General features: G+C 70.3%; 24 protein-coding genes and 1 pseudogene. 21 read left to right on the top strand and 4 right to left on the bottom strand.

Features of this window, described 5'->3' with window-relative positions; translation table 11 throughout:
- Window positions 1-17: 17 nt before the first annotated feature.
- The 9 genes and pseudogenes from HLK59_RS10830 to HLK59_RS10870 all read left to right on the top strand — a co-directional run.
- A pseudogene (locus tag HLK59_RS10830) lies at window positions 18-587 on the top strand (peptidase M20); the annotation flags it as partial.
- Window positions 588-667: 80 nt separating this feature from the next.
- The gene (locus HLK59_RS10835; RefSeq protein ID WP_171141130.1) at window positions 668-1,099 is read left to right on the top strand and encodes a hypothetical protein; all 432 of its coding nucleotides are present in this window, start codon (window positions 668-670) and stop codon (window positions 1,097-1,099) included.
- A gap of 122 nt (window positions 1,100-1,221) precedes the next feature.
- Window positions 1,222-1,935, top strand: coding sequence for a GntR family transcriptional regulator (locus HLK59_RS10840; protein WP_171141131.1), 714 nt, complete (start codon window positions 1,222-1,224; stop codon window positions 1,933-1,935).
- A gap of 137 nt (window positions 1,936-2,072) precedes the next feature.
- Window positions 2,073-3,134, top strand: coding sequence for an Ldh family oxidoreductase (locus HLK59_RS10845; RefSeq protein ID WP_171141132.1), 1,062 nt, complete (start codon window positions 2,073-2,075; stop codon window positions 3,132-3,134).
- On the top strand, window positions 3,131-3,433 hold the full coding sequence (locus tag HLK59_RS10850; protein WP_171141133.1) for a putative quinol monooxygenase: 303 nt from the start codon (window positions 3,131-3,133) through the stop codon (window positions 3,431-3,433). The genes HLK59_RS10845 and HLK59_RS10850 overlap by 4 nt, the downstream gene beginning before the upstream one ends.
- 13 nt (window positions 3,434-3,446) lie before the next feature.
- Entirely contained in the window at window positions 3,447-3,863 is a 417-nt protein-coding gene (locus tag HLK59_RS10855; protein WP_171141134.1) for a cupin domain-containing protein, read from the top strand.
- Window positions 3,860-5,236 carry an aldehyde dehydrogenase family protein gene (locus HLK59_RS10860; protein WP_171141135.1) on the top strand — a complete coding sequence of 459 codons (1,377 nt, stop codon included), beginning with the start codon at window positions 3,860-3,862 and terminating at the stop codon, window positions 5,234-5,236. Before HLK59_RS10855 ends, HLK59_RS10860 begins: the two co-directional genes overlap by 4 nt.
- A gap of 114 nt (window positions 5,237-5,350) precedes the next feature.
- Window positions 5,351-5,713: a hypothetical protein gene (locus tag HLK59_RS10865; protein WP_171141136.1), complete on the top strand. Its 363-nt coding sequence runs from the start codon at window positions 5,351-5,353 to the stop codon at window positions 5,711-5,713.
- A 64-nt stretch (window positions 5,714-5,777) separates the two neighbouring features.
- The gene (locus HLK59_RS10870; RefSeq protein ID WP_171141137.1) at window positions 5,778-6,143 is read left to right on the top strand and encodes a hypothetical protein; all 366 of its coding nucleotides are present in this window, start codon (window positions 5,778-5,780) and stop codon (window positions 6,141-6,143) included.
- A gap of 27 nt (window positions 6,144-6,170) precedes the next feature.
- Here HLK59_RS10870 and HLK59_RS10875 read toward each other — a convergent pair whose 3' ends face one another.
- The gene (locus tag HLK59_RS10875; RefSeq protein WP_171141138.1) at window positions 6,171-7,106 is read right to left on the bottom strand and encodes a DMT family transporter; all 936 of its coding nucleotides are present in this window, start codon (window positions 7,104-7,106) and stop codon (window positions 6,171-6,173) included.
- A gap of 262 nt (window positions 7,107-7,368) precedes the next feature.
- Between HLK59_RS10875 and HLK59_RS10880 the strand changes: the two genes are divergently transcribed.
- Complete coding sequence (locus tag HLK59_RS10880; protein WP_171141139.1) at window positions 7,369-8,163, top strand: STAS domain-containing protein; 795 nt, start codon at window positions 7,369-7,371, stop codon at window positions 8,161-8,163.
- A 126-nt stretch (window positions 8,164-8,289) separates the two neighbouring features.
- Here the strand turns inward: HLK59_RS10880 and HLK59_RS10885 are convergent, their stop codons facing one another.
- The gene (locus HLK59_RS10885) at window positions 8,290-9,564 is read right to left on the bottom strand and encodes a M23 family metallopeptidase (RefSeq protein WP_171141140.1); all 1,275 of its coding nucleotides are present in this window, start codon (window positions 9,562-9,564) and stop codon (window positions 8,290-8,292) included.
- Between the two features lie 317 nt (window positions 9,565-9,881).
- Between HLK59_RS10885 and HLK59_RS10890 the strand changes: the two genes are divergently transcribed.
- Window positions 9,882-11,069: a beta-lactamase family protein gene (locus HLK59_RS10890; RefSeq protein ID WP_240982336.1), complete on the top strand. Its 1,188-nt coding sequence runs from the start codon at window positions 9,882-9,884 to the stop codon at window positions 11,067-11,069.
- Window positions 11,070-11,177: 108 nt separating this feature from the next.
- Here the strand turns inward: HLK59_RS10890 and HLK59_RS10895 are convergent, their stop codons facing one another.
- A complete protein-coding gene (locus tag HLK59_RS10895) occupies window positions 11,178-11,615 on the bottom strand; it encodes a hypothetical protein (RefSeq protein ID WP_003974483.1) in 438 nt (145 codons plus the stop codon).
- A gap of 480 nt (window positions 11,616-12,095) precedes the next feature.
- Between HLK59_RS10895 and hemL the strand changes: the two genes are divergently transcribed.
- From hemL to HLK59_RS10945, 10 genes are all read left to right on the top strand, one after another.
- Window positions 12,096-13,412, top strand: coding sequence for a glutamate-1-semialdehyde 2,1-aminomutase (gene hemL, locus HLK59_RS10900; RefSeq protein WP_171141141.1), 1,317 nt, complete (start codon window positions 12,096-12,098; stop codon window positions 13,410-13,412).
- 41 nt (window positions 13,413-13,453) lie between these two features.
- Complete coding sequence (locus tag HLK59_RS10905) at window positions 13,454-14,101, top strand: histidine phosphatase family protein (RefSeq protein ID WP_171141199.1); 648 nt, start codon at window positions 13,454-13,456, stop codon at window positions 14,099-14,101.
- Window positions 14,102-14,252: 151 nt separating this feature from the next.
- Window positions 14,253-15,557 (top strand): hypothetical protein, encoded by a 1,305-nt coding sequence (locus HLK59_RS10910; RefSeq protein WP_171141142.1) that lies wholly within the window; start codon window positions 14,253-14,255, stop codon window positions 15,555-15,557.
- 66 nt (window positions 15,558-15,623) lie between these two features.
- On the top strand, window positions 15,624-16,217 hold the full coding sequence (locus HLK59_RS10915; protein WP_171141143.1) for a TlpA disulfide reductase family protein: 594 nt from the start codon (window positions 15,624-15,626) through the stop codon (window positions 16,215-16,217).
- Window position 16,218: 1 nt separating this feature from the next.
- Window positions 16,219-16,989 carry a cytochrome c biogenesis protein CcdA gene (locus HLK59_RS10920; protein ID WP_171141144.1) on the top strand — a complete coding sequence of 257 codons (771 nt, stop codon included), beginning with the start codon at window positions 16,219-16,221 and terminating at the stop codon, window positions 16,987-16,989.
- 4 nt (window positions 16,990-16,993) lie between these two features.
- Window positions 16,994-18,712, top strand: a complete 1,719-nt coding sequence (locus HLK59_RS10925) for a cytochrome c biogenesis protein ResB (RefSeq protein ID WP_171141145.1) — start codon at window positions 16,994-16,996, stop codon at window positions 18,710-18,712.
- On the top strand, window positions 18,709-19,809 hold the full coding sequence (ccsB, locus tag HLK59_RS10930; protein WP_171141146.1) for a c-type cytochrome biogenesis protein CcsB: 1,101 nt from the start codon (window positions 18,709-18,711) through the stop codon (window positions 19,807-19,809). Before HLK59_RS10925 ends, ccsB begins: the two co-directional genes overlap by 4 nt.
- A gap of 91 nt (window positions 19,810-19,900) precedes the next feature.
- On the top strand, window positions 19,901-20,506 hold the full coding sequence (locus HLK59_RS10935) for an RNA polymerase sigma factor (protein WP_171141147.1): 606 nt from the start codon (window positions 19,901-19,903) through the stop codon (window positions 20,504-20,506).
- Window positions 20,503-21,444: a CU044_5270 family protein gene (locus HLK59_RS10940; RefSeq protein WP_171141148.1), complete on the top strand. Its 942-nt coding sequence runs from the start codon at window positions 20,503-20,505 to the stop codon at window positions 21,442-21,444. Before HLK59_RS10935 ends, HLK59_RS10940 begins: the two co-directional genes overlap by 4 nt.
- Before the next feature lie 39 nt (window positions 21,445-21,483).
- Window positions 21,484-21,888 (top strand): hypothetical protein, encoded by a 405-nt coding sequence (locus HLK59_RS10945; RefSeq protein WP_171141149.1) that lies wholly within the window; start codon window positions 21,484-21,486, stop codon window positions 21,886-21,888.
- On the opposite strand, the gene HLK59_RS10950 is transcribed toward HLK59_RS10945, so the two are convergent.
- Window positions 21,885-23,615: a phosphotransferase gene (locus HLK59_RS10950; protein WP_346779699.1), complete on the bottom strand. Its 1,731-nt coding sequence runs from the start codon at window positions 23,613-23,615 to the stop codon at window positions 21,885-21,887. The two genes, HLK59_RS10945 and HLK59_RS10950, sit on opposite strands and share 4 nt — an antisense overlap.
- Between the last annotated feature and the right edge of the window lie 700 nt (window positions 23,616-24,315).

Here is a 24,315-nt window from a genome sequence, read left to right on the forward strand (position 1 = left end):
AATGTGTATAAGAGACAGCCTATCTGCCGCTGCACCGGGCGCTGGGGCGGCTGGAGGCCGAGCGGAACCGGGAGCCGCATCCGCTGATGACGGAGTACCCGATCCCGTACGCCCTGTCCGTGGGGACCCTGCGCTCGGGGGACTGGGCGAGCAGCGTGCCCGATCTGCTGGTCGCGGAGGGGCGGTTGGGGGTGCGGCTGGGGGAGGACCCGGCGGCGGCGCGGGCCGCGTTCGAGCGGTGCGTGGCCGAAGTGTGCGCCCAGGACGCCTGGTTGGCCGGCCATCCGGTCAACGTGACCTGGCCCGGTGGGCAGTTCGCGAGCGGCCGGCTGCCGCAGGGGCATCCGCTGCCCGGCGTGATCCGCGGCGCGCACGCGGACGCCGGGGGCGGGCCGCTCAGGGAGCGCGGGGCGTCGTACGGGAGTGATCTGCGTCTGTACGCCGGAGCCGGGATTCCGACGTTGCAGTTCGGGCCGGGGGACATCCAGGTCGCCCACAGTGCGCGGGAGCGGGTGTCGGTGCGGGACGTGGTGGCGGTCGCGCGGACGCTGGCGCTGACGGTGCTGCGGACGGTGGAGACGAAGTGACGGGAACCGGCGGGCCCGTTCGGCGATCTTCTTGAGTGGGTCGAGTGGGTCGTCTCGGCCCACGGGGTAAGGAGCCGTCCATGTTCACATCCTGGCGCAGTGCGGTGTCGTACGCGGCGATCGTCACGCTCGTCTCGTTGGCCGTGGGGGAGGTCGGGAACTTCCTGTGGAGTCCCGAACTCCCTTCGAGGGACTGGGTGATGAACGTGCTCCTCACCCCGGACCGGCTCGCCTTCCCGCTGGTCGCGATCGTCGTACTGGTCGAGGCGCGGCTGCTGCTGCCGCCGCTGTCGCGCTGGAGCACGGCCGGCATCGACACCGGTCTGTACGCCCTCGTCCTGCTGCTGGTCACCGCCGCCGAGGCCGTGACCTACGACGGTTCGCCCGCCGACTCCGCCTTCCTCATGCTGATCTTCGCGCTGCTCACCCTTCAGCTCCCGGCCGTCTTCGCGCTGTCGGCCTGGCGCCACGGGCATCTGACCCCGACCGGCCGGGCGGCGCTCACCTCCTGACCGCGAAGCCTGACCGCGAGACCTCATCGTGAGGCCCCACCGCGCGGCATCGAAACCGTAGGTCACCGGGTGGCCGTAGCCTGTATACAGACAAGTACGCGGCAGGACGGACAAGGAGCCTCATGGCCCGGGCGACTGGTAAGAGCGAGGCCGTCTACGAGCGGCTGAAGGGTGACATCGAGTCACTGCGGCTGCGGCCGGGGGCCAAGCTGAGCGAGGTGCAGCTGGGCGAGGAGCTCGGGGCCTCGCGGACACCCGTGCGGGAGGCCATCCGGCGGCTCGCGGGGGAGGGGCTGGTCGACTTCGCGCCCGGTGAGGTGGCCCGGGTGGCGGCGATCTCGCTGGGCGGGGTGCGGGCGCTCTTCGAGTTCCGGATGCTTCTGGAGCCCCGGGCGGCAGCGTCGGTCGCGACGGCGGGGGCGGCGGACGAGCGGGTGCTGGTGCCGTTCCGGGGGCTGCTGGAGCGCCTCGATGCCTTCGACGAGGCGTTCCGGGCGCTGGACGCCGGCGCGCAGGCGCGGTCGTACCAGGAGTTCTACGACCTGTCCGAGGGCTTCGACCAGGCCGTCATCGCCGCCTGCCGCAATCCGTATCTCGCCCGGACCATCCGTGATCTGCGCAGCCAGACCGTGCGGCTGCGGCACCTCTCGCACAGCGGGCCGCGCCGCATGCTGACCTCGCTGGAGGAGCATCGCGCGATGCTCAAGGCGATCACGCAGGGGGACGCGCAGGCGGCGGAGGCGGGCTGCCGGCACCATCTCGCGCAGACCCTTCAGGCGCTGATCGACAGTCTGACCAGCCAGGATCTGGACGTCCGGGTCGACGTCACCGGCTGAAACCGTCGTAGAAACCGGCTGAAACCCGTCGTACGACAGGGTGTGGCCTCTCTGGATACATTGCTGTATACAGGAGCGGATACAGCAATGGATGCAGTAATGGATTCGATCATGTCGTTCGACGCGGAGGCCCTCCCATGCCCCACACCGTCGGCGCCGCCGACCTCCTGAGGTTCGCCGCCGCCACCACCGAGGCCCACGGCGTCCCGCCCTCCGACGCCCACCTCCTCGCGGACACCCTCGTCACCGCGGAGCTGTGGGGCCACCCCTCCCACGGGATGCTGCGCCTGCCCTGGTACCTCGACCGTCTCGCGAGCGGCGCGACCACCCCCGTCGCCGCCCCGGAGACCGTCAGCGACAACGGCGCCGTCCTCGTCGTCGACGGCCACGACGGACTCGGCCAGGTGCTCACCGACCACGCCGTCACCCAGGGCGTGCGGCGCGCCCGCCGGCACGGGATCAGCGCGGTCGCCGTCCGCAACTCCGGGCACTTCGGCACCGCCGCCTACTTCACCCGCAAGGCCGCCGCCCAGGGCTGTGTGGCGCTGCTGGCCACCAACTCCAGCCCGGCGATGGCCCCTTGGGGCGGCCGGGAGAAGCGGCTCGGCACCAACCCGTGGTCCATCGCCGCGCCCGGCGGCCGGCAGGGCACCGTCGTGATGGACATCGCCAACACCGCCGTCGCGCGCGGCAAGATCTACCACGCCAAGGAGCGCGGCGAGCCGATCCCCGAGGGCTGGGCGGCCGACGCCGACGGGACGCCCACGACCGATCCGCGGCGGGCCGTCGAGGGGCTGATCCTGCCCATGGCCGGCCACAAGGGCTACGCCATCTCCTTCATGTTCGACGTCCTCGCGGGGGTCCTGACGGGCAGCGCCTTCGGCTCGGCGGTCGTCGGCCCCTACCACCGCACCGGCCGCAGCGGCGTCGGCCATCTGCTGATCTGCGTCGACATCGCGTCCATGGCCGACCCGGACGAGTTCGGGGCGCGGATGGAGGCCCTCGTCGAGGAGACCAGGTCCACGCCCCTGGCCCCGGGCGCCACCGAGGTCCTCGTCCCCGGCGAACCCGAGACCCGCACCGCCGAGCGGCTGCGCCGCGAGGGCATCACGGTCGTCGACGACACCTGGGCCTCGCTCGCGGCGATCGCCGCCACGACCGCCGTACCCCTTCCCGCAGGCGAGGAGTTCCCCGCATGATCGCGCTGACCGTATCCCTCCAGGTCGTCCCCGGCCACCGCGCCGGCTTCCTCGCCGCCATCGAGGAGAACGCCGAGCGGACCTTCACCGACGAGCCCGGCTGCCACTACTTCGACGTCGTCTGCGACCTCGCCGACGACCACCACTTCGTCTTCCACGAGATCTACGACGACGAGGCCGCCGTCGACGCCCACCGCGCCGCACCCCACTTCAAGGTCTGGCGCGAGGCGGTCGGCCGGTACGTCGTGCCCGGCAGCCAGGTCAACACCCTCTCCCGCCGTCTGTTCCACCACTCCTGAACGGAGCTCCGCCATGTGCACGTTGGTCATCGACCCGCAGGACGTCGAACGCTTCGACCGCGGTGGCGGTGTCGCCACCATCCCCTACGTCGGCAAGTGGAACTCGGGGTCGGCCGTCATCACCACCGGCCAGACCGTCTTCCAGCCCGGCACCGGACTGCCCCTGCACAGCCACAACGTCGAGGAGTCCGTGCTGATCCTCGAAGGCGAGGCGACCGCGGAGATCGACGGGGAGTTCTTCGACCTGACCGCCGGCCAGGCCACCTGGGTGCCGGCCGGCGTCCCGCACCGGTTCCTCAACCGCGGCGAGGGCGTCATGCGGATCTACTGGGTCTACGGCGGCCGGGACGTCACCCGCACCATCACCGCCACCGGCGAGACGTTCGCGCACCTCTCCGAGCACGACAAGGGCGGGGCGGCCACCTCATGATCAGAACCGTCAACCCGGCCACGGGCGAGGAGATTTCGCGATACCGGCCCTGGGACGCCGTACGCGTCGAGACCGCCGTGGAACGCGCGCACACCGCCGCCCGGCACTGGGCGCTCGTGCCGGTCGCCGAACGGGCCGCGCGGGCAAGGGGCCTGGCCCGGCTGCTGCGTGAACACAGGGACTCCATGGCCCAGTTGGTCGTCGCCGAGATGGGCAAGCCGGTCGTCGAGGCCGAGGGCGAGATCGAGAAGTCGGCGGTGACGGCCGAGTACTACGCCCGCCAGGGGCCCGGCATCCTCGCCGACGAGCCGGTCGCGGTCGAGGGGGCGCGGGCCTGGGCGGCGTACGAACCGCTCGGGCTCGTGCTGGCCGTGATGCCGTGGAACTTCCCCGTCTGGCAGGTCATGCGCTTCGCCATACCCTCGCTGGTGGCGGGCAACGGCGTACTGCTGAAGCACGCCTCCAACGTGACCGGCAGCGCGCTCGCCCTCCAGGACCTGTTCGTGGCCGCCGGTTTTCCCGAGCACCTGGTGACCGCGCTGGTCGTCGCGGACGCGGACGTCCCCGAGGTCACCGCGCGGCTCGTCGAGGACGACCGGGTCGCCGCCGTCACCCTCACCGGGAGCAACCGGGCGGGCGCGGCGGTGGGTTCGGCGGCCGGGCGGGCGGCGAAGAAGTCCGTTCTGGAGCTGGGGGGTTCGGACGCGTTCGTGGTCCTCGACGACGCCGATGCAGACCTGGCCGCGGCGGCCGCGGTGCGGGCGCGGTTCACCAACTCCGGGCAGAGCTGCGTGTGCGCCAAGCGGTTCGTCGTCGCCGAAGCGGTCGCCGACGCCTTCACGGAGGCCTTCGTGCGAGGGGTGCGGGGGCTGCGGATCGGGGACCCGCGGGAGCGGGCCACCCAGGTCGGACCGCTCGCCCGCGACGATCTGCGGGCGGCGGTCCAGCGGCAGGTGGAGGAGTCCGTGGCGGCGGGCGCACGGCTGCTGACCGGGGGCAAGTCACTTCCCGGCGCGGGCTGTTGGTTCCAGCCCACCGTCCTCGCGGACACCGGCCCGGGTATGCCCGCCTTCGACGAGGAGACGTTCGGACCGCTGGCCGCGATCGCTGTCGCACGCGACGACGAGGATGCCGTACGGCTGGCGAACGCGAGCGTGTACGGGCTCGGGATGAGCGTATGGACGGCCGACCCCGCCCGCGGTCTCGCGCTGGCCCGCCGCGTCACCAGCGGGGCCGCCTTCGTCAACGCGGTCGTGGCCTCCGACCCGCGGCTGCCCTTCGGCGGCACCAAGCGCAGCGGCTACGGGCGGGAGCTGGCGGCCGCCGGCATCCGGGAGTTCACCAACACGCGCACCTACTGGGTCGCGCCCTGACCGACCGGGGGCGGACACCCAGGCGGAGATGAGCACCCGTACTCATGCCCCGCCGCCGGTCGCCGGGCCACTGTGGGACACACAGTGACAACGACCGAACCGAAGGGATCCGCGATGGCGAACGTCTCGCGTCCGGGCCGTGCCGCGTGGCCGCGGAGGCTGCTCGCGCTCGCCACGGACAACTGGGCCGGCCGGGGGTACCTGGCGGTCTTCGCCGCCTCCGTGCCGGTGGCGTTCCTGTTCCCGGACAGTGTGTACGCGATGGCTCCCGTGCTGCTCACTGAGCCGCTGTCCATGCTGAGCGCGGTCGTGCCCTTCGGGGCCGGTGTCACCGAGGGCAGCGGGGGGCCGGCCGTCGTGGCCGCCTCCGTCGGCATGGGCGCCTGGCTGCTCGCGTGCGCTCTGGTGAACGCCGCCGTGGTGGGCGCGCTCGCCCATCACGTCCGGGACGTCCGTGCCGATGCCCGGCACGCCTGAACCTCTTCCACCCTTCGCAGAGATTCGTAGAGATTCGCAGAGACTCGCAGAGAAAGGCACCGACATGGCCCGTACCGCACGCCCCCGATTCCCGAGGATCCGAGCCCTGCTGGCGCCCGCCGTCGACAACTGGCTCGCGCGGGGCTATCTCGCGGTGGTCGCCGCGTCGCTGGGGGTCTTCCTGTGGGCCGTGTACCTGTCGCCCGACCCCGGGTTCGCCGGGATCTGGGCGATCATGGCCACCGCCCCGCTCAGCATGCTCGTCAACCTGCCGCTGATGGGGCTGGCACCCGACGTGGACTCCTCGCTCAGCTGGCTGACCCCGCTGTTCTTCACCGCCGGCACGGTCCTGTGCGGGCTCGTCAACGCAGCGCTGCTGGGCCTTCTCGCCCGCAGGCTGACCTCACGGGACCCGCACCCCGCCGCCTGAACCGGCGGGGCGCGGGCCGGCGCGGCCTCAGCCTTCGGCGTCGGCCGGCCGCACGGTCAGGAGCACCAGCCCCGTCCCCAGGACGGCCAGTCCGCACCAGGACGCGGTCGTCAGGTGCTCGCCGAGGAGGGTGACGCCGAGGACCGCCGCGACGGCGGGTTCCGCGAGGGTCAGGGTGGTGGCCATGGACGCCGAGGTGTGGCGCAGGCCGTGGCCGAAGAGGCGGTAGGCCAGGCAGACGGTGAAGAGGGCGAGGTACGCCGTGACTGCCGCGCCGCGGGAGGTCGTGAGCCAGTGCGTGTCGACGTACCCGAGGAGCGGCAGCACCAGCAGCCCGGCCGTGCCGAACAGCACGCCCATCACCGCGTCGGACGGGTGCCCGTGCGTGATGAGCCGGCCACCGATCAGCGAGTAGACGGCGTACGACAGTCCCCCGCCCGTCGCGAGGGCGACGCCCGTCAGGTCCATCGGTGTGGCCGTTCCGGTGAGTTCGGGGCCCAGTACGAGCAGGGCGCAGCCCAGCACGGCGGCCCCGGTGGCGGCGGCCCGGCGTGCGGTCGGCCGGGCCCCTCCGGTGAGCCAGGACAGCAGGCCTGCGAAGACCGGTGCGCTGCCCAGCGCGATCACGGTGGCCACCGCCACCCCGGTCCGGGCGACCGCCGGGTAGAAGGTGACCGGGTACCCGGCCACCGCCAGTGCCCCGAGGACGAGCAGCCACCGCTCGCCGCGCGTGCACGCGGCCGGCAGTGAGCGGGCGCCCGGCGAGATCAGGAACAGCAGGAGCCCGCCGAGGGTGAGCCCGGCGCAGCCGATGGCCGCGGCGGGTGCGCCGGCCGGCGCCAGCGAGGCGGCGGTCCCGGTCGTACCCCACAGGACGGCCGAGACGAGGATGGGCGCGGGGCCGCCGAGGCGACCGGCGCGAGAAGGGCGTGCGAGAGGCAGGGAGATCGTGCGGTTCGGCACAGTCGTGGTCTTCCGTCGTCGAATGCGTCTGGGACTGGATCCGAAACGGGCGCACGACAAAACCCCTGACGGCTGCTACGAGCCGGTCGGGGCCGGAATCAAACCGTTCTCAGTGTCCGCGCCCGGTCAGGCGCAGAGCGGCGGCAGAACGACGTGCCAGTACGAGTTCACCCGGCGATCGTAGCCGACCTCCTCGATGGGCTGTCAGGACGACGCTGCGCGGATACCTTGGTCCTGTACGTACCGGATGTGGCGAGGAGCTATGACCTGGTCGGAGTTGCGTGGCCCGGTGCGCGCGGCCGTCGTCGGAGTCAATGAGCACGTCGCCGTCCGGCTGGCCGGCGAGCTCGACATGCACGCCCTGCCCGTGCTGGTGCACACGCTGCCCCAGGTGAAGACCTACGCCGGGCGGGTGGCCCTCGACCTCGGCCGGGTCACCTTCTGCGACTCGGCCGGCGCCGACGCGCTGCTCGCCTTCTCCCGGCATCTGTCCGCCGAGGGACGCGCGGTGAGCGTGGAGCGGGCGCACAGCTCGGTACTGCGCGTCCTCCGCATGACCGGCCACATCGACCAACTGGACCTGGAGCGCGGCTCGGCGCCCGTCGTCAACGGCCTGGCGATGCGGCTGCACGGTGAGTTGCTGCGCGGCTTCCTGATCGAGGCGCTGCGGCTGACCGGGGCGCCGATGGGCAACGCCCAGCTGTACGACCCCGACACCGGGGCCCTGCGGATCGTGACCCAGCGCGGTTTCCGCGAGCCGTTCCTGACCTTCTTCGAGACGGTCGGCGACCGGGAGTCTGCCTGCGGCGCCGCCGCCGAGGACCGGGCACCGGTCTTCGTGGAAGAGGTGGCCGCCTCGGAGATCTTCCTGGGCACACCGGCCCTGGACGTCGTGCTCGGCGCGGACGTGCGGTCGGTGATGTCCATGCCGCTGGCTTCCGGCGACGGCGGGCTCATCGGTGTGGTGTCGGTCCACCACACCGCACCCCGCCTGTGGACCCCCGACCAGCGCGCGACCCTGACCCGCCTGGCCGCCGCCGCACAACGGGCCTACTGAAGGCGCGACCGGGTCCGGGCAGGGAGAAACCCCAGGTCAATGACCTGGGGTTTCTCCCTGCCCGGGCTCTTGCAGAGCCCTACGCCGCGGTGGCCGGCGCCCGGCCGTGGGCCCGGCGGAACCCGGTCAGAACTTCAGCACCTCGCGGTCGAGCGGATACCGCGCATGGTGACGGCCGTCGTAGGGCGAGGGCGTGATCGGCAGGACGCCGGTCGGCTGCACACCCAGGTTGTCGTCCCAGAGCCGGGGTTCGACCTGGCCGAGGACGCGGAACTGCCGGAAGGTGAACGGCGGGCTGTCGGTCGGGAAGAACTCGGCCGTGGTCATCACCTGGAAGTGCAGGTGCGGCGTGGTCGAGTTGCCGCTGTTGCCGATCAGCCCGAGGACCTGGCCGCTTTCGACGCGATCGCCCTCCCGGACCTTGAGCGAGCCGGGCTTCAGGTGCGCGTAGAGCAGATAGCGGCCCGGCGCGACTTGCACGGTGACGTGGTTGCCGACCGTGTTCTCGATCGGCGGGATGGGCGGCGTGAGGGGCGGCGTGTTGTCCGGGATCCCGTCCTGGACCTCCACCACTCTGCCGCCGGCCGAGGCCACGACCGGCTGCCGGTAGCTCAGATAGCTGGAGAGCCGGGTGGGGTCGCCTTCCCAGGTCTGCTCTTGCCTGCCGACCCGGTACCAGTCGATCGCGAAGCGCTGCGGCACATCGAAGCGACCGTTGATCGGGGCGAGGCCGCGCCGGTGGTGGGTGTTGCCGCAGCACGACTCGCTGGAGTACCAGGTGCCGGGGCGGACCGGCGGGTCCAGGTTCAACGGCGGGGTACGGCCGGTCCGGGTGGCCTGCACCGTCTCCTCGAAGGCGGAGGGGCCGGAGGGGGTCAGGACGGCACCGGTGAGATGGTGTTCGAGGACCTTGGGCACCGGCCGGCCCCGGTCGAGGACCAGGTCGAGCCAGATGATCCACTTCTGGGAGCCCGGGATGACGGTCGGCGTCGGCCCCGGCGGTGCGGGGGTGTACCCGTCCGCACCCGGCAGGGGGTCGCCGACCGGATTGGCGGCATCGGCCAGCGCCTGCCCGCTCAGCGAGCCGACGACCCGATGCGTGCGGGCGTCTCGGACGTCGACACGGTCGAGCCGCAGCGACGTGCTGGTGGGCAGGGCACTCGTGGTGAGCAGTTCGTACGAGATGTGCGTCTTGCCGTCCGTGGCGACGAACGGCGTCGGCTTGGTCAGCACTGCCGCCGTCAACGGCGTGAACTGTGCGCCGGGCGCCGCGGTGGCCATGCCGGCTCCGTGTCCGGCTCCTGTCGAGGCCGCCAGCATGCCGGCCGCGAGCACGGCAGCGGCGAGCCCGCGAAGTAGCGGGCTGCGGCCAGTGCGGTTGCGAGGGTCGCGCTCTGCCATTGCGCTCTTTCATTCGTCGGATCCGGGGCCGTGAAGGACACCGGCACGCCCCGCGCCGAGACGCAGGCCCATGTAATCCGGCGGTGTGCCGCTCCGGTTGGAGGTCGCCGGACTCAGGTGCCGAACTGCACCCGTCCAGCCGCATCGACCAACGAGTCCTCGCTCGGTGTGTCCCGCGGCAGGACGCCTCGTGCATTTCCGTGTCGGACTTGGCCTTTGGATGTGCGACCGCTTCGTCCCGAGGCGTTCGGATGAATGCGCGCCGGGGGGCGGCGTGGCGCTGCGGGCAAAGATCTGGAGGAACTTACCTAGAACGCATGTGCATCCGGACGGGCCGAACTGCCCTGCTCAGCATCGCGATGGTCATCTCCGCCTGCGCGGCGGCCTCCCTGCCCCCGGTTGCCGCAGCGGCCGTACCGGTTCCCAGCGAGTCGGCCGCCGCGTCACAGCCCTGGGACACGACCGCGGCGGAACTGGACCGGGTGATCCAGAAGACGGCCGCGGACGCCGGTGTCCCTGGAGTGATCGTGGGCGTCTGGAAGCCCGGACAGCCGCGCTATGTGCGGGCTTTCGGCGTCGCGGACACGAAAGACTGCACCCCGATGCGCACCGACCTGAACATGCGGATCGGCAGCGAGACCAAGACCTTCACCGTCACCGCGCTGCTCCAGCTCGTCGACCGAGGCAAGGTCGGCCTGGACGACCCGATCTCCGCGTACGTCGACGGAGTGCCCGACGGAGAGCACATCACGCTGCGTCAGCTCGCGAACATGCGCAGCGGCCTGTTCGCCTACACCAAGGACGAGGACTTCCAGCACCTGCTGGCGACCGAGCCGCATCGCCAGTGGTCGCCGAAGGAACTGCTCCGCATCGCCTTCGAGCACCCCAACCAGTTCCCCCCGGGCACGCAGTTCGACTACTCCAACACCAACACCGTGCTGCTCGGCCTGGTCGTCGAGAAGGTCACTCACCGTCCCTTGAGCAAGGCGATCCGGGATCTGATCACGCAGCCGAGCGGCCTGGACCACACCTTCCTGCCCAAGGCGGCGGAGTTCCCGCGGCCGCGCGCCCACGGCTACACCGATCAGACGCCGGACGGCACGGTGGCGGACGCCACGGACTTCAACCCCAGCTGGGGCTGGGCGGCCGGCGCGATGATCTCGAACCTCGACGACATGCGCTCCTGGGCGAAGAACGTCGCGACAGGCGGACTGCTGACCCCGCAGACCCAGGCGAAGCGCCTCGACGCGCTGCCCACCGGCGCGCCGGGTGACGCCTACGGGCTGGGCATCGACATCAACCACGGGTGGATCGGCCACGCGGGCTCCCTGCCCGGTTACCAGAGCCTGACGGTCTACCTGCCCGCCCAGAAGGCGACGATGGTGATCCTGCTCAACACCGACATCGCCTCGAACGGCGAGAATCCCAGCACCCTGCTCGGCCGGGCCATCACCCAGGTGGTCAGCCCCGGCAACGTCTACGGCGACGCGTCCGACCAGGACTGACCCACGCCCAAGGTGACGCGGGCGAGGACGCGCTGGAGGTTCCGGCGCTCCCCGCACATGACGAGGGCGGGGTCCGGAACCCCGCCCGACAACCACTGAAACCCCAGGTCAGGGCCACACAAGGCAGTACGGCTGATGCCCCGCCTCATGCAGCCGGTGGCTGAAGTCCTGCCACTCGTGCAGCAGTTGGTACACGTTGAAGGCGTCCCGCGGACCGCCGCGGTCCGGGACCGTCGACCAGATGAACGCCGCCGCGCCCACCGCTTCCTCGCCTATGCCGCGCAGCGGGTCGACGACCGTCATGGGGAGCTTCACGACCGCGTAGTCGGGGTGCAGGACGACCAGTTCCAGCGGCGGGACCTTGTGCAGCGGGACGCCCTCTATGCCGGTGAGGACCATCGCCGCCATCGTCTCCGGCTTGATCTTGGTGAACATGCCGTTCATGCCGAGCTCGTCGCCGCCGAGTTCCTCGGGGCGCATCGAGATCGGGACACGGGCCGCGGTCGCGCCGTCGGGCGCGCCGAAGTACTTGTACGTCACCCCCACCCGACCACCATTCCTGCTCCCCGCCCTCAGCCGGTCGATCCGACGTTCGATACGTCGCTCGTCCTGCTCCGTCTCACTCGGTACCCGTGATTCTGCGGCTTCCTCCGCGTCGCGCCGGTGCCTTCCCCGCCGGGCACGTCGAGGACCGAGGTCATCAGTCCCCTCGCCCAGTCCGCCACCGCGATGCATATCTCCACCCGACTGCTTTTCTAGGACGCGTGGTCCCCGCCGCGCAACCCGATCATCGTGTCAGTGACCTCCCCCACGGCCGCCCGCCGAAACGTGCGTTGAAACACCTGTCCGCAGGATCTTCGCAGCACCCGAACACCAGGGGCCGCACGAGCTGTGTCTATCAGCTCCCACAGCTCCCAGTTTCGCAGATGCCGTCGGACCACAGGCCGCTGTCGGCCGGGACCGCTGGCCTACCCTGAGGAGGAAAGTCGGCAACCGGAGTCCGAGAAGTCGGAGAAGTCGCAGGTCATGAGCGAAACGCCCTATTCATACGATGCGCCTGCCTCACAGGCACTGTTCGACCGTGCGGCCACCGTCACACCGGGCGGCGTGAACTCCCCGGTGCGCGCCTTCCGCGCCGTGGGCGGTACGCCCCGGTTCATGGTGTCCGGCACCGGCCCGTACCTGACCGACGCCGACGGGCGTGAGTACGTCGACCTCGTCTGCTCCTGGGGGCCCATGATCCTCGGGCACGCGCACCCCGAGGTCATCGCCGCCGTCCAGGACGCCGTCTCGCGCGGTACGTCGTTCGGTACGCCCGGTGAAGGTGAGGTCGCGCTCGCCGAGGAGATGGTCGCGCGGATCGGGCCGCTGGAGCAGGTGCGGCTGGTGTCCAGCGGCACCGAGGCCACCATGTCGGCCATCCGGCTCGCCCGCGGATTCACCCAGCGCACCAAGGTCATCAAGTTCGCCGGGTGTTACCACGGTCACGTCGACTCGCTCCTCGCCGCGGCGGGGTCCGGTGTGGCCACCTTCGCCCTTCCCGACACGCCCGGCGTCACCGGCGCCCAGGCCGGCGACACCATCGTCCTGCCGTACAACGACCTCGAAGCCGTGCACGAGGCCTTCCACCGGCACCCCGGCGAGATCGCCTGTGTGATCACCGAGGCCTCGCCCGGCAACATGGGCGTCGTACCGCCGCGGCCCGGGTTCAACCAGGGCCTCAAGGACGCGTGCTCGAAGAACGGCGCCCTCTACATCTCCGACGAGGTCATGACCGGCTTCCGGACGAGCCGCGCCGGCTGGTTCGGGATCGACGGCGTCGAGCCGGACCTCATGACCTTCGGCAAGGTCATGGGCGGTGGCTTCCCCGCCGCCGCGTTCGGTGGCAGGCAGGACGTCATGGCGCACCTCGCGCCCGCCGGACCCGTCTACCAGGCCGGCACCCTCTCCGGGAACCCGATCGCCACCGCCGCGGGCCTCGCCCAGCTGCGGCTGCTCGACGACGCCGCCTACGCGAAGGTCGACGCCGTGTCCGCGCGGATCCAGTCGCTCGTCACCGAGGCGCTCACCAAGGAAGGCGTCGCGCACCGGGTGCAGAACGCCTCCAACATGTTCTCCGTCTTCTTCACCGACCGTGAGGTGCGGGACTACGAGGACGCCAAGAAGCAGGAGTCCTTCCGCTTCACCGCCTTCTTCCACTCGCTGCTCGCCGACGGCGTCTATCTGCCGCCCTCGTCCTTCGAGTCCTGGTTCGTGTCCACGGCCCACGACGAGCGGGCGGTACAGAAGATCGCCGACGCCCTCCCGGCGGCGGCCCGAGCCGCGGCGGAGGCCCAGGCGTGAGCATCTCCGAGACCAACGGCGACATCACCGTCGTCCACCTCATGCGGCACGGCGAGGTCGCCAACCCCGACGGGGTCCTCTACGGCCGTCTCGCCGGCTACCACCTGTCCGAACTGGGCCGGCAGATGGCCGACCGGGTCGCCGAGCACCTGGCCCCCCGGGACGTCACCCACGTCTGCTCCTCCCCTCTGGAGCGCGCGCAGGAGACGGCCACGCCGATCGCCAAGGCGCACGGCCTCGACCTCGCGACCGACGGCCGGCTCATCGAGGCGGACAACGTCTTCCAGGGCAAGACCTTCGGCGTCGGCGACGGGGCCCTGAAGCGGCCCGAGAACTGGAAGCACCTCGTCAACCCCTTCAAGCCGTCGTGGGGTGAGCCCTACGTCGACCAGGTCGTCCGCATGATGGGTGCGCTGGACGCCGCGAAGGACGCCGCGCGCGGGCATGAGGCGGTGCTGGTCAGTCATCAGCTGCCGATCTGGATCGTGCGCTCTTACGTCGAGAAGCGGCGGTTGTGGCACGACCCGCGCCGACGCCAGTGCACGCTCGCCTCGCTGACCACGTTCACGTACCAGGGCGACCGGATCGTGTCGGTGGGGTACAGCGAGCCCGCGATCGACCTGGTGCCCGCGCATCTCCGGGCCGGGGCCAAGCCGGTCAAGGGCAAGGACAAGGCGTTCGGGGCGTAGTCGTCGCACAGCTCCCCGTGCCCCCGAAGGGGCGCTTAACGCACGCTCGTTACATTTGTTGCTGAATCCGCTGTGATCGGGAGGAACCTTCCCGTTCGTCGCGTCCTCTGAATGGGTGACCACTTCACAGGACGTGACGAACGGGGATGTCATGCGCACTCTCACCCGCAGGGGAGCACTCGGACTCGGTGTGGGTGGTGCGGCCGCCCTCGGGCTCGCGGGCTGCGGCACCCTCACCCCCTCAGAGGGGCCGAGCCATGCCGGAGGTTCCACCGGCAGCAAGCCGACTGCCCAGGCGCACCGCGCCCGCCCCCTCGGCGACGGCTCCACGTCCTACACCGGCAAGCAGCCCCACCAGCCGGCCAGGCCCGAACCGCTGGAGCCGGGCCAGAAGCCGCCGCAGTTCGTCGTCTTCTCCTGGGACGGCGCCGGCGAGGTCGGCAACGGACTCTTCCCGCGCTTCCTGGACCTCGCCAAGGAACACGGCGTCCACATGACCTTCTTCCTGTCCGGGCTCTATCTCCTGCCCGAGTCGAAGAAGCGCCTCTACGACCCGCCCAACAACCCGGTCGGCGCCTCCGACATCGGCTACCTCACCGACGAACACGTCAAGGCGACCCTGACCAACGTCCGCCGCGCCTGGCTCGACGGGCACGAGATAGGCACCCACTTCAACGGCCACTTCTGCGCCGGCTCCGGCACCGTCGGCAACTGGACGCCCCAGCAGTGGCGCAGCGAGATCGACCAGGCCAAGGCCTTCGTGAAGGAGTGGCGGACCAACACGGGATGGACCGAGCTGCCCGCCCTGCCGTTCGACTACGACAAGGAACTCGTCGGCGGTCGTACGCCCTGCCTCCTCGGCCAGGACAACCTGCTGCCGACCGCGCGCGAGCTCGGCTGGCGCTACGACGCCTCCTCGCCCGGCGGCCGCCAGGTCTGGCCGGAGAAGAAGGACGGGCTGTGGGACCTGCCGCTCCAGGCGATCCCCTTCCCCGGGCGCAGCTTCGAGGTCCTCTCCATGGACTACAACATGCTCGCCAACCAGTCGATCAACTCCACCAACGCGCCCGCCCACAACTACCCGGCCTGGCGTGAGCAGTCCGCCGGGGCCTATATAGCCGGCTTCCAGCGGGCCTACGAGAGCAACCGCGCCCCCTTCTTCGTCGGCAACCACTTCGAGCAGTGGAACGGCGGCATCTACATGGACTCCGTCGAGGAGGCGCTGAAGCACATCGCGGCGGAGAAGGAGAAGGGCGAGGACGTACGCATGGTCTCCTTCCGGCAGTTCGTCGACTGGATGGACGTACAGAAGCCGGAGGTGCTGGCCAAGCTGCGGACGCTCGATGTCGGGCAGGCGCCGGTCGGTGGCTGGAACTCCTTCCTGAAGGACGGCTCGAAGAGCACGGCGGGAAGCAGCGCGGGCAGCACCTCGGGGAGCTCCGCGAACGCCGCCTGATATGCGGATTTCCGCCCGCAAGGGGGGTGCGCAAGATCCCCAGAACGGGCATGCGAAACTTTTCACATGAGTGCCCTGACCCGCACCAACCGTCGTGCCCTACTGCTCACCGCCGCAGCCGCGCTGACCCTCAGCGCGTGCAGTTCCGGCGGCAAGGTCGGCGGCAGCGGTGACACCAACTTCATCACCGGCAACGACGGCGTCGACACGGTCGCCCAGGGCAAGCGGGACGCCGCCCCGGTGCTCTCCGGCAAGACCATCGACGGCGAGCAGCTCTCCACCGCCGACTACAAGGGCAAGATCCTCGTCGTCAATGTGTGGGGCTCCTGGTGCACCCCCTGCCGGGCCGAGGCGAAGAACCTCCAGGCCGTCTCCGAGAAGCTCAAGGACCAGGGCGTCCAGTTCGTCGGCATCAACACCCGGGACACCAACACCACCTCGGCGATCAACTTCGAGAAGGAGTTCGGGGTCACCTTCCCGAGCCTGTACGACCCGACGGGCAAGCAGATGCTCCGCTTCGAGAAGGGCACGCTCAACCCGCAGCTGATCCCCTCCACGCTCGTCATCGACCGCAGCGGCAAGATCGCCGCGCGGGCACTCATGGCGCTCAGCGAGGAGACGCTGACCGGGATGATCAAGCCCGTCCTCGCGGAGAAGTGACGTGAGCGCGACGGCCACGCTCGCCGAGGCCACGACCAACGGCACGGTGCTGCACGGCGCCCTGCTGCTGGCACTGCCCATCGCCGTGCTCGGCGGCCTCGTCTCCTTCTTCTCCCCGTGCGTGCTGCCGCTCGTACCCGGCTATCTGTCGTACGTCACCGGGGTCAGCGGTACCGATCTGGCCGACGCCCGGCGCGGGCGGATGGTCGCCGGCGCCTCCCTGTTCGTACTCGGCTTCACGGTCGTGTTCGTCTCCGGCGGGGCGCTGTTCGGCTACTGGGGCTCGAACCTCCAGGACAACAAGGACGTCCTGACGAAGATCCTCGGCGTCCTGATGGTCCTCATGGGCGTCTTCTACATGGGCCTGATGCCCTGGCTCACCCAGCGGGAGTTCCGCTTCCACACCAAGCCCGCCACCGGGCTCGCCGGTGCACCTCTGCTGGGCGCGCTCTTCGGTATCGGCTGGACGCCCTGTCTCGGCCCCACCCTCTCCTCCGTGACGATCCTCGCGGCCAACGAGGGCAGCGCGGGCCGCGGCGCCATACTGACGGTCGCCTACTGCATCGGCCTCGGCGTCCCCTTCGTGCTCGCCGCAGTAGCCTTCCGCAAGGCTCTCGGTGCCTTCGCCTGGGTCAAGCGCCACTATGTCTGGGTGATGCGCATCGGCGGCACGATGATGATCCTGACCGGTGTGCTGCTGCTGACGGGCGCGTGGGACCGCCTCGTGCAGGAGATGCAAGTCTGGTCCAACGGCTTCACTGTGGGGATCTGAATCGATGAGCACGACTTCGAAGACCGGGTCCGACCCGGCCCCGGCCACCGGTGACGAGGACCTGGGCGCGGCGAGCTCCCAGCTCTCCACCGCCCCCGTGGAGGACGCCCCCAACCTGCCCTCGCTGGGCGTCATCGGCTGGGTCCGCTGGTTCTGGCGGCAGCTCACCTCCATGCGGGTCGCACTGCTCCTCCTCCTGCTGCTGTCGCTGGGCGCGATCCCCGGCTCGCTGATCCCGCAGTCCGGCACCGACGAGACGAAGGTCGCCGACTTCCGTAACGCCAACCCCACCCTCGGGGACGTCTACGACAAGCTCGGCCTCTTCCACGTCTACAGCTCGGTGTGGTTCTCCGCGATCTACATCCTGCTGTTCGTCTCCCTCATCGGCTGCATCGTGCCCCGCACCTGGCAGTTCGTCGGCCAGCTGCGCGGCCGCCCGCCGGGCGCCCCGAAACGGCTGACCCGGCTGCCCGCCTACACCACCTGGCGCACCGAGGCCGAGCCCGAGCAGGTCCGCGAGGCCGCGCTCACCCTGCTGAAGAAGCGCCGCTTCCGCGCCCACCTCGCCGGAGACAACGTCGCCGCCGAGAAGGGCTATCTGCGGGAGGTCGGCAACCTCGCCTTCCACATCGCGCTCATCGTGATGCTGATCGCCTTCGCCTGGGGCCAGCTGTTCAAGATGGAGGGCAACAAGCTGGTCGTCGAGGGCGACGGGTTCTCCAACACCCTCACGCAGTACGACGACTTCAAGTCCGGCACCCTCTTCACCCAGGACGAGCTGGACCCGTTCAGCTTCACCCTCAACAAGTTCCAGGGCACCTACGAGACCAGCGGCCCCAACCGCGGCACCGCGCGCACCTTCCAGGCCGACGTCAGCTACAGCGTGGGCGCCTACGGCAAGGACAAGCGGACGATCATCAAGGTCAACAAGCCGATGGCGATCGGCGACTCCAAGGTCTACCTCACCGCCCACGGCTACGCGCCCGTCATCACGGTCCGCGACGGCAAGGGCAAGGTCGTCTACCGCGACGCGGTCCCGCTCCTTCCGCTGGACAACAACATCACCTCCTCCGGTGTCATCAAGGTCATGGACGGCTACCGCAACACCAAGGGTGTGCGCGAGCAGCTCGGCTTCGAGGCCTTCTTCCTGCCGACGTACACGACCGGCAGCGAGACGGCCTCCACCTTCCCGGCACTGAACAACCCGGTGCTGAACCTCGCGGGCTACTACGGCGACCTCGGGGTCGACGCGGGCATCCCGCAGAGCGTCTACCAGCTCGACAAGTCCCATCTGAAGGAGTTCAAGGACTCCAAGGGCGAGCAGCAGCGGGAGAACCTCAAGCCGGGCGAGACCATGAAGCTCCCGGGCGGCGCCGGTTCGATCACCTACGAGTCCACCGCGGAGTGGGCCAACTTCCAGGTCACCCGCCAGCCCGCCAGCGACTGGGCACTGACCGGCTCGATCGTCGCGATCTTCGGCCTCGCCGGCTCCCTGTTCATCCAGCGCCGCCGGGTGTGGGTGCGCGCGGTCAAGGGCGCCGACGGTGTGACGGTCGTCGAGATGGCCGGCCTCGGCCGCAGCGAGTCCGCGAAGGTGCCGGAGGAACTCGGCGACCTCGCCGGGATCCTGTACGACCAGGCGCCAGGGGCGCCCGAAGCAGACGAAGACCCCACCGATACCCCCGAACCCCACGTCGTACCTGCCGAAGGGCATGAGAAGTGACTCTCGCCGCCGCGACGGATCTGGCCGCCGCCACCAACGAACATCTCGCGAACCTCAGCAACACGCTGATCTACTCCGCGATGGCCGTCTACACCCTGGCCTTCTTCGCCTACATCACCGAATGGATCTTCGGTAGCCGCAGCAAGATCGGCCGTACCGCCGCCGCGCTGACCGAAGGGGCGGACGGCAAGGCGAAGGGGCCGGCCGTCACGGTGAAGAAGGGCGGCTCCACCGCCGTACTGGAACGGCCGAAGGTCGTCGTGCGGGCCGCGGCCGGTCAGCGGGATGTGCCGGACGGGCCCGGAGCGCACGGTGGGGACGAGCAGGGGGACCTCTACGGGCGTATCGCCGTGTCCCTCACGGTGCTCGCCTTTCTCATCGAGCTCGCCGGGGTCATCGCCCGCGCGGCCTCGGTGGAGCGGGCGCCGTGGGGCAACATGTACGAGTTCAACATCACCTTCTCCACGGTGGCCGTCGGGGTGTACCTCACGCTGCTCGCGCTGAGGAAGAACGTGCGCTGGCTCGGGCTGTTCCTGATCACGTCGGTCCTCCTCGATCTCGGCATCGCCGTCACTGTCTTGTACACCGCCAGCGACCAGTTGGTTCCCGCCCTTCACTCGTACTGGCTGTACATCCACGTCTCCACGGCGATCCTGTGCGGCGCGGTCTTCTACGTGGGCGCGGTCAGCACGATCCTGTACCTCTTCAAGGACTCCTACGAGAACAAGCTCGCGAACGGCGGCCGGCCCGGCAGCTTCGCCACGTCCTTCCTGGAGCGCCTGCCCGCATCGGCCTCGTTGGACAAGTTCTCCTACCGCGTCAACGCCGCCGTCTTCCCGCTGTGGACGTTCACGATCATCGCGGGCGCGATCTGGGCGGGCGACGCGTGGGGCCGCTACTGGGGCTGGGACCCCAAGGAGACCTGGGCGTTCATCACCTGGGTCGCCTACGCCTGCTACCTCCACGCCCGCGCCACGGCCGGCTGGAAGGGCCGCAAGGCCGCCTACCTGGCCCTGCTCGCCTTCGGCTGCTGGCTGTTCAACTACTACGGCGTGAACATCTTCGTCTCCGGCAAGCACTCCTACGCGGGGGTGTAGCACGCGGGCGTGACCCCCTTACGGTGAAGGCCGGTTCCCTGTGACCTCAGTCATGGGAACCGGCCTTCGTCGTACGGACAGATAGAGGGGCGTGGATACGAATCTGCGGAAACGGATTCGCGCGGGGGACCACGATGCCTTCGGTGACCTCTTCGACGCGTACGCACGCTCCGTCTACAACCATGCCTACCGGCTCACCGGGGAGTGGACGACCGCCGAGGACGTCGTCTCGCTGACCTTTCTCGACGCGTGGCGGCTGCGGGCGAAGGTCGACGAGGAGGGCGGCTCGCTACGGCCCTGGCTGCTGGGCATCGCCACCAACGTCGCGCGCAACACCCGCCGCGCGGCCCGTCGTCATGCCGCCGCCGTCGCCCGGCTACCGCGTGCGGAGGCGGTGCGGGACTTCGCCGACGAGATCGCAGGGCGGCTCGACGATGCGGCGCAACTGGCCGTCGTACGAACCGCGTTGGCGCGGCTGCGGCGGGCCGAGCGGGAGGTGCTGGCGCTGTGCGTGTGGGCGGGGCTCGACTACGCGGCTGCCGCGGAGGCGCTCGGGGTGCCGGTGGGGACCGTGCGGTCGCGACTCTCTCGCGCGAGAACGACACTCGCGAAACATATGGAACTCTCCCAAACGGTCGGACAGATGAGAGATGACCGCACCACCGCGGTCAGGCCCCTGAGGGAGGGAAACCGATGAACCAGCTACCCGAGAAGGACCTTCCGCCGGGCCGTCACCGACTGCTCAGGGAGCATCTGATGACCGAGATCCGGCAGGAAGAGAAGAAGCCCGTACGCCGCCCCTGGCTGCGCCCCGCCCTCGTCGCGGGAGCCGTCGCGGCGGTCACCGCCGTGACCCTCACGTTCGCCGTGCTGTCGTCCGACGGCGACTCCTTCGTCCCGCCCGCCGCGCATCCTTCCACGGCGGTCACCCAACTCCTGGAGGACGCGGCCCTCGTCGCCGAGCACCAGGACGTGCCCAAGGTGCGCGACGACCAGTTCACCTACATCAAGTCCAAAGAAGCGTGGGGCGTCTCGGAGCGCACCTGCAAGGTTGCGACGGCCGGGCCGCTGCAGAACAGGGAGATCTGGACGTCCGTCGACGGCCGGCGCGAGGGGCTGCTGCGGAGCACCGGGGTCGGCGCCCTGCCGGTCCACCCCGACCCGGACTCCGGGAACTTCTACCGCAGTTGGGAGAAGCTCCCCACCGACCCCGACAAGATGCTCGCCTGGCTCTACGAGCAGAACACCGGCAAGGAGGGGTACAGCGACGCGTACTACGCCTTCAAAACAGCGACCGGGCTGGCCCTGGAGAGCATCCTGCCCCCTGAGGTCGGCGCCGCGCTCTACCGGGCGGTCGCCAAGATCCCCGGGGTTGTCCTGGTGAAGGACTCCGTGGACGCCGCCGGGCGGCACGGCACCGCCGTCGGGTTCGTCCACGGGAAGGGGGCCTACCGACAGGAGCTGATCTTCAACAGCAAGACATGGCTTCCCCTGGGGACCCGGTCGGTGCAACTCAAGGACGTCAAGAGCAAGCTCGACGTGGGCTGCGACGGCGTGATCAAGGCCGGATCGGTCGCGGCCGTCACCGCGGTCCTGGAGCGCGCCATCGTCGACAAGAAGGACCAGCGCCCCTGACCATGTGCAGAACCTCGCCCCACGGGTCAGGCTGGTGTCATGACCGGATCCATCGAGCAGGGCACCAGCCAGACCCATGGGAACACGCACATCCTGCACTTCCTGGTGCGGCTGCCGAGGCCCATGGAGGCGGTCTGGCCCGCGCTGGCCACGGCGGACGGGCTCGCGGGCTGGTTCACGGAGGCCGAGATGCTGGAGCCCCGGCTCGGTGGGGCCGTTACCCTGCGCGGGCTGGGCGCGGGGCATGTCACCGCCTGGGACGTGGTGCGGGTCGCCGAGTACACGGTGGAGGGTGGTGGCCGGATCAGGTTCCATCTGGAACGCGACGGTGACGACGGCTCGGTCCTCCGCCTCACCCACGAGTTCCAGGGTGAGGTGGAGTCCGAGCCGCGCCGGCGGACGCGGTGCGAGAGGCTGGTCGAGGTGGTGGAGGGCGGCGGTTAGAGATGCCGCTCGTCGGGACCCTGGGCGTACGCCACCAGCCAGTCGAAATCGTGGCTGGTCAGCGGTGCTTGCCGGGCGAGCAGGGCGGAGACCTGCTCGCTCGCCGACAGCCGGGCGAGGCCGGGACGCTCGGTCCTGACCAGTTCGATGAGCCCGTTCGTCTCCTCAAGCTCCTGGGGGAACCGGTCCTCGGCGAAGACGGCTCCCAGATCCAACGGCCGAGCGGAGCCGCGCGAGGTCAGCATCGCGGCTGAGTTGTCCCGTGCGGCTCGCATGCACTTGGTCGTCATGAACTCCACCATGCGGACCGTCAGCTCCTCCGACATCTCGACGACGGTGCCGGCGCGCAGGGCGGCGAGCAGGGTCCGCAGCGTCGTCCTCGACAGGAGCAGTGCCCGCCAGTTGGCCGACCAGAGGAGGTTGCTCACGTCAGGTTCGGTCGGTGCGGGCTCGGCGAACATCCTCTCGTAGAGGGTGATCCGGGAGCCCAGGTAGGTCAGCAGTTGCATGTAGCGCTCGTCGTACGGCTTCGCCGCCAGCATGGCCTTGTACCAGCCGAGCCGCCGGTGCCGTGCGGTGATCTTCAGCTCCTGGGTCTCCAGCTGGGCGAGCGACCAGTACGGGAGCTGGAGGAGGATCAGGGAGAGCTGGGCGGCGCGTACGCAGTTGATGAAGGCCGACCCGTTCGACCCATCCGACCCGTCCGGACGGTCGAGGCACAGGGCCAGCCAGTCGTGTACGTCGGTCATCCCCGCCAGATATCGCGGGACCACCGGATCACCCGACAGCCGGGAGAGCAGCTTGATGACGGCGACCGCGGGGGCCAGCAGGCCGTTCGGGTCCTGCTGGCCCGGTGACTGCGTGAGCGCGGCGGACAGCAGCCGTTCGGCGGGGCCGCGGGGCGGATCGGGGGCGCGCAGTCGCCAGGTGCCCGTGACACCGGCCGCGAGCAGCGCGAACGCGACGAGGGCACGGTCCTCGGGGGACAGCACCCCGGTGGGCAGGTCGGCGGTGAGCCGGGGAGTGCCGTCGCTCAGGTCGAGGACGGGGGCGAGCAGCGCGTCGCACTCGGCTTCCGTGAACACGGGCTCGGCCGGCCGGGCCACCGAGGCGATCTCGTCGGCGGCCCGGGCCAGCACGGTGTCGGTGTATCCAGGCTGCCGCCGCTCGATTGTCAGGTAGCTCGTCTTCGCGTACCCCGCCAGGAGGCCCCGGGTCCAGGACGCTCCCTTGGTCATGTGGGCCATGACGATGTCCGGGAACATGCGGTCCGGGTCCACGGCGCCGATGCTCGAGTCGGCGAAGTCGATGATCGCCGTCCCGCCGGTGAAGGCTTCGAAGAGCATGTGCTGTGCGTGCAGGTCGCCGTGGACCACACCGGCGCTGTGGTAGACAGCCAGCCGGTACCCCGCGCTGAACGCGGGAATGTCGCGTTGCGCCAGGCTCGACTCGCTCAGTCGGACGGCCTCACCGGGCGGGAAGAGAGTCCGCTTCCGGCGCGGCCGCCGGGCGTAGTCCGTCATGTCACGGTCTCTACCTGCGAGATGGGGCCCGGTCGGCGTCCCGGCGGGTTGTGGCCGTCCTCTTCCAGGAGCTGCGCGTACGCCCGGAGCTCGGTCTCCGAGATGTGTACCCCGGTCGCGCTCTGCAGCAGATCCTGGTAGTTCGCGATCTCCAGCAGCTGGTCCCGGAGTTGGAACGCCAGCCGGTAGGGCCGCTTGCGCCACCAGTCCTGGATCCAGGTCGCGGGCCTGCGGATCAGGTTCTCGCCGTAGCCCGCCACGTCGAGCGGGTTCGCCGCCGCCTTGACGACGTCCGGGAGCAGATCGATCGAGGTCTCCAGGGTGCCGGGTGTGGCACTTTCCGGGAGGCGGAGTTCCGCCAGGACCGCAGTGAACCGCTGCCGGTTGCGGTGCAGTTCACCGAGGGTCCGTGAGGCCGCGGAGTTCACCTGGAGCTTGCGGAACGCGGTGCGCAGGCCCTCGTGGCGCTTGCGTACGGAGACCAGGGTGTCCGGCACCGAGCGGAGTTCGCGCAGGGTGTCCAGGAAGATCGCGGCGCCGGGCGGCAGATAGACCGGCACGGTCGCTTCAGTCTCGTACACCTCGGACACGGTGGTGTGGAACGCCTCCGCGACCGCGCCGTAGGCCCGCTCGCGCAGGGACCGGTCGACGTGGTCGGTGAGTGCCCGGTACGACGGGAGTCTGCGGGTCGACGGGTACATCGGCAGACCGAGACGCGCGGCCAGCCGCCAGTAGACGAAGGTGCGGATGTTCGACACCGCGCCCAACACGGCACCGCTGCCGTAGTAGCCGACATCGCGGACGATCGGGCGGACGATGGCCGCCAGCGAGTCCTCCGCGTGGCGGTCGCCGGAGAGGGGGTGGCCCTCCAGACCGTCGCGGAACGCGTCGACGATGCTCGTCG

Source organism: Streptomyces sp. S3(2020) (assembly GCF_013044505.1).
In the GTDB taxonomy this organism is placed as follows: Bacteria; Actinomycetota; Actinomycetes; order Streptomycetales; family Streptomycetaceae; genus Streptomyces.